At 44.9% G+C, this 6,471-nt stretch carries 1 protein-coding gene; it reads right to left on the reverse strand.

The genetic code is table 11. From position 1 onward, the window contains the following. Positions 1-30 precede the first annotated feature (30 nt). Positions 31-6,471 (reverse strand): PA14 domain-containing protein (locus J4E76_RS16095; RefSeq protein WP_208505811.1); only part of this gene is annotated, 6,441 nt, incomplete at its 5' end.

The following is a 6,471-nucleotide window of genomic DNA, read 5'->3' on the forward strand; positions in this document are numbered from 1 at the left end:
CTTTTTAAATTTTTCATATCCACCGCTTCTTTATTGTTTCACCAAGATTTTGAACTTGGTAATCTGCTGACCCAAGTTTATAGATAAGACATACAGTCCCGCTTTCAGCTTTTGGGTATCTATGGACAGTTCGTTTTGACTGTTTATTGTCATTGATCCTAATACTTGTCGTCCACCCACGGCATACAGGTGAGCTGCTTCGATACTCGAGTTTTCAGGTAGCTTTAGATAGACTTTTTCTCCAATCTGAACTGGGTTCGGATATGGTTTTTCTATGCTAAGACTTCCTGAATGTTTGATGTGTCTGATTTCTGAGTATTCGGTTTCTCCAGTAATATCATGTGACTTGAGGCGATAGTAGTTGTTTCCTGCTAAGGGGTTTTTGTCCTCATAGGTATAGGCCCTTGTTATCTCACTTGTTCCGGCTGCTGATACCTGACCAATTGCCGAATAGGTGCTGCCATTTCCTGATCTTTCAATTGTGAAGTGACTGCTATTCTCTTCATCGGCAGTAGCCCAGTCTAATTGCACTCCGTTTGCCGTGCTTGTAGCGTCAAAGGAAAGCAGCGTGATCGGTAAGGCATTATCTTCATTTGAGGCTAGCGTGAAATAGTTGCCATTTTGAAAGTCGACTTGAAAATTGACCAGATTGTCGCTAGCGGTAACGAATGACTGACTGACCATGGTTGCTCCGGCAGAAAAATCTCCATCTTGGTCTACTAAAAGCACGATTTGACTTTCGTCATTGGTGCCTATACCCGTTGGCCCGAGTAGACCCGAGACATCAAATTGAACAATCACTTCCCCAATGGATTGGCTATTGTTGTTAGTGTACTCTTGTACTCTCCATTCCCTATTGAGTCGACTGATTACTTGGAGTGGATCGAAATCAATATTTTCAGATTGATCATAAAGCGCTTCGCCATCATGACCCCAAAGCAAAGCTAGATTATCAGTCATGGTGCTTGGATTATCTGCATTGCTAGCCTCCAGACCATCGGAATCAGAATCTAATCCTATGGTAACTATTGCATCACTATTGGCACTTTTTGATTGTCTTTGGATTATGTTGGTGTAATTGTTTCTGAAAATCCCTGCTACGTTGTTGTGAAATTGGGTGTTGGCCGATGCATCCCAAATGACAAGGTCAGTTTCAGGCGCATTCTGCCTAATGATGTAATCACCTTCTCCACTCTCGAAGCTTGTATTGTCGCCATCAGTATCGTTTGACAGCGTAATGCCATATTTTAAGGCGAGGTAGCTTTCAATGCTTTGCCTTTCGCTGCTGTTACTAAGCAGTTGGTTGTATACAATGACTTCTGCTACCTGACCATTAAAGTAGTCGCCATTGTCACCAGAGGCAGCGATTTGGAGGGCGTTGGTGGTGCCACTGAAGCCGGAGGTAAAACTTCTTTTCACTTCGCCATTGACATAGACCTGAGAACCGTTGCTAGTCAGATCGTCATAGATAATCGTTGCCATGCTCAGTGTGTTCGTGCCATAGAGTTGATCGATGTCAGATTCAAAACCGCTTCCGGTACTCACGGCTTGGTTTTGGGTAGCTCCTACGGCATCGATCATATATCGGCCGGTTGTAGATTTTTCTCCCCAAACCGAGCCAGAATTATCTTGAGAGGGAAGGTATACGGCTAATACGGCAAGGTCTGGGTTGGCAGCTGCATTAATGCTTAAATCAGTATTGGCAGACTGAGCCCCGGTAAATGTATAGGCGGGTTGATAGTTAATGGCAGTGCTGAGTGTTGGAGATCCAGTGAATGTAATGTTTACATTGTTGCCTGAAAGGTCATTCCAGTCAGGTGAGGATACATCTCCTCTTAGCCAAAGCATCAGGTTTTCTGGTACACCGCCAGGAACCCCCTGAAAGTTATCTCGGTAGTCTAAGTCTCCAGCATGGAGATAGTCATTATCGAAATCTTTGATTCTATCATCAAAGGTGAAGACACCTCCTCCAGAATTTAGGTAATAGCTTCCTACAGGATCGCTGAAGTCAGTGGTGTTGGCAAAGATGATGATAGCCCCTCCATTACTTTGTAATAAACCGATGTTGAATTGACCTGAGCTTGCACCTAAATTTGTGTTGACGGCACTAATGTCGAATACTCCGTCATTGTTGGAGTCTAGGTCGAGAAAATCTGGGTTGTCGGTGCCGTCAGTATTTACGGGGTTGCTCAATGATGTTCCTCCATTATCAATATCATAACTGTCTCTAATACCGTCTGCATCTGTGTCGGTGCTGCTTGGACTGATGTATGTACTAGTAGGCTGTGCTTCTATGGTGTCTGAAATGCCATCATTATCACTGTCAAGATCAATTCTATTTTTATGGCTATCACCATCAGTGTCGGCATCAGCAAGTGCGGTGCCGCCATTGTCTGAGTCCAGTAGATTGGCCCAGCCATCTGAGTCTGTATCAGTTATGTCATCAATTCGGCCATTTGAATCTATGTCTACACCGCCTGCTTCAACAATATCAGGAATGCCATCGCCATCGCTGTCTAGATCAAATTTATTTTTCAGGCCATCTGCATCAGTATCGGGATTTGCTAAGACAGTACCTCCTTCACTGGGGTCAAATGTGGCATACCATCCATCGCCATCACTATCTGACACCGTAGCAATATTTACTCTACCCAGCCCACCAGCATCTGTGCCACCAGCTTCAATAATATCAGGAATGCCGTCATTGTCACTATCCAGATCTGTGACATCTGTAATTAGGTCGCCATCTGTGTCTGGCCTTGGAAGTAGGTTTGCGCCACCCGGAGACTCATATGAGTCAGACCAGCCGTTGTTGTTATTGTCTTGAAATGTGTCAACAACTCCATTGTTATCGGTGTCACTTCCACCTGCTTCAATAATGTCAACAATACCATCATTGTCGCTATCTAGGTCTACTCTATCATCTAACCCATCCCCATCGCTGTCGCAGCTACTTGAGGCAATATAAAACCAATCGAAGGGGACGTTAATTTGGCTTTGTGTGGCTGTAGAATAAGCCAAAGCCAAGATACCTACGAAGCCCGAATTGTAGAAAACTTCAAAGGTAACTGTATGCTGCCCACCAGATAATAAACGCGATCCACTGGTGCTAGAAACGGCTGGTGCTAAGCCATCATTATCTATTAACAAAGTGCCATCTACATAAAACTTGGAGCCATCACTAGAGTGTAATGTGAAAGTGTAGGTGTCAGTTGTAGGAATGTTAATAAAGCCTGTAAACCTTAATGCATAGTTTTCTGGGTTTGAAGCGCTCTCGACTGCTTGTGCAATGGTCTGGATGCCAAAACCAACTGAAGTACCTATTGCTGTAGGGTTGATAGTGGGTATGTTATCAACACTAGTATCGGTAAAGTTGCTAAAGTAAGTATAGTCTAATTGTCCAATGATTATGCAGCCTTCGTCCATATCCTGGAGCCCGTCATTGTCACTATCTAGGTCTAATCGATTCTTTAAACCGTCAAGGTCTGTATCTGGGTCAGCTAATGCGGTGCCTCCATTGGCGACATCAAAGGCATTGGCTCTGCCATCCTGATCAGTGTCTGTTGTGTCATCAACTTGTCCATCTTCATTACTGTCGATGAGCGCAGTCCCGCCAGCTTCAAAAAGGTCAGGCACTCCATCTTGATCACTATCAACGTCTATTCTGTTTTTGAGGCCATCGTTATCAATGTCTTGATCTTCCAATAGTGAACCCCCAACTGCAGGCTCAATTGTATCAGACCATCCATTACCATTGACATCCGTAAGGGATGAATCTTCAACTCGACCATTGTTGTTTGAATCTGTGCCCGAGGCTTCAACAACATCTGCAATACCATCATTATCACTGTCTATGTCCAGTCGATCTGGAATATTGTCGTTATCGCTGTTGATATCTACCAGGCGTGTACCTCCGTTGTCAGGGTCGAAAACATCTGACCATCCGTCATTATCAGTATCGGTAAAGGTTCCGTCTACTCGACCATCATTATCGATATCTACGCCTCCGGCCTCAACAATATCAGGTATGCCATCGTCATCACTGTCTAGATCAAAGGAAGGATCTATACTGTCTAAGTCAGTTGCCGGATCATCTATTGCAAAAAGAAGAGAAAATGGCAGAGAGGTCTTTGTAATTGTGGAGCTCTGGTAAGAAACGGATAAGCTGGCCGTGCCTTGTGTTTCAAAAAAGTATAAAACCATGAATTCATGAATTCCTTCCGATAGAGTAACTGTACCCTGTTGCTCCTGAAGTGCATGTATGTCATCATTGTTTACCACCTCAACCCCATCAATAAACAGTTTGGACCCATCATCTGATTCGGTATAAAAGGTATATGTATCTGCTGCCGGAATGACAATGCCACCGGTAAACCGGATGGCGTAATTAGTGGCTGGAGCACCTGAAATAGCAGCTTGTAGTGCTGGAATATTGAAGTCTAAAGAGTTAGCTTCACTGAGGGCGCCAGTGGTAGGGATGTTATCCACAGTGTTGCCTGAAGGAAGCCCACTGTAGAACTCATAGTTTATTGAAGCCGTGGTTCTGGTAAATTCTTCAATATCCATCAGTCCATCGTCATCATTGTCAAGGTCAATTTGGTTTTGAATGCCATCACCATCAAAATCGTCAAGGGCTTGAAAACAGTCACCATCAGATGGACCATCCCTAAAGTTAATTTCGCCCGCAGGGCAAACCAGGTAGTCCATATCGGCATCACCGAAAGTCTGAGCTAGGTTTACGGCCTGGAAGTTTCCCAAAGGATGGGCATAGTTATCAGAACCATGATCATTATCGAGCCCGTTAGTACCGATAAACCCATCAGTCATACCATCGTTGTTGTTGTCGGTCAGTAGTCCGGTAGACTCATCAATGTCGAAAGTACCATCATTGTCAGAATCAAGGTCCAGATAGTCCGGGTTGTCAGCTCCGTCTGTATTGACAGGATTGTTTAGGAGAGTACCACCCGCATCACCATCATATGAGTCTTTGAGTCCATCATTGTCACTGTCATTGTTAGTGAAACTGGCTAAGTCAGTTGAGAGCTGAGCTTCTAAATTATCGGGTAGTCCGTCATTGTCGCTATCAAGATCTAAGCGGTTGTCATAAGTGTCGCCATCGGTGTCTGGGTTGGCTAGGGCAGTGCCTTGGTCAGGGTCATATGTATCTGCCCATCCATCATTGTCGGTATCATTGAATGTGCCATCTACTCGTCCATTGCCATCGGTATCAACTCCGCCAGCTTCAATGAGATCTGTTATTCCATCATTGTCGCTATCCAAGTCAAGGTAATTGGCAATACCATCACCATCTGAGTCACAAACATAGGAGGGTGAGGAAAAGGAAGTGAAAGGAAAAGTGGTGAAACTCACGCTAGGCGAGAAATAGGCTAGCTCCAAAAATGGGTCTACTCCCGTAGTAAAGAATAATTCTATGGTGACGGAATGCCGACCGCTGGATAGTAAGCGACTGCCAAATGCACTACCCACTCCGGCTTGTAAGCCATCATTGTCTACAAGTATGGTTCCGTCTACATAGAGCTTGGCTCCGTCACTGGAATACATAAGAAAGGAGAAAGTCTCCGTTTCAGGAATATCGATAAAGCCCGTAAATCTAAAAGAGAGGTTTTCTATGGGGGCTGTAGGCCCCTCGATGGATCTAAAAAGAGCTTCGATATTTAGTGAGGTGGACTTTCCCGTATGATCAGGGTTTGTGGTGGGTATATTATCTACAGTATTGCCTGAAGGTGCACTGGCAAAATATTGATAGTCTAGGGAGCCAGATAGCGTACAGCCTTCTTCACCTTCCGGTAAACCATCGTTGTCACTGTCCACATCGAATCGATCTTTTTTACCATCTGTATCACTGTCTAAATCGGCCAATACGGTGCCGCCATTGTCAACATCAAAAGTGTCTGCCCAGCCATCACCATCTGTATCCGCGGGATCATCAACTACGGAATCAAAATTGGTGTCCGTTCCGCCCGCCTCGATTATGTCTGGTATGGTATCTCCATCGCTATCGGTGTCTTCCCTGTTTTTGAGGCCATCAGCATCCTCATCTTCATCGGCTAAGGCGGTACCACCATTGTCCGGATCGTAGGCATCCGTCCAACCATCACCATCAGTATCAACGAGGTTATCACCTCTTCCATCCAAATCGGCATCTATATCACCGGCTTCTATCAGGTCAGGTAGACCATCATTATCGCTGTCTAGGTCTAGTCGATCGGGAAGCCCATCTTGATCTGAATCATTATAAGAAAGTGCCGTTCCGCCATTATCAGAATCAAAGAGGTCTGACCAACCATCCCGGTCTTTATCAGTGAAAGCACCGTCTATTAATCCATCGCCATTGCTGTCTGTTCCACCGGCTTCTACATAATCTATGATGCCGTCATTGTCACTATCCCGATCTATTCTGTTTTCGATGCCGTCATTATCAGTATCTATGGCCGCGAGCGGAGTGCCGCC

The organism is Roseivirga sp. E12 (genome assembly GCF_017592825.1).
Classification (GTDB): domain Bacteria; phylum Bacteroidota; class Bacteroidia; order Cytophagales; family Cyclobacteriaceae; genus Roseivirga.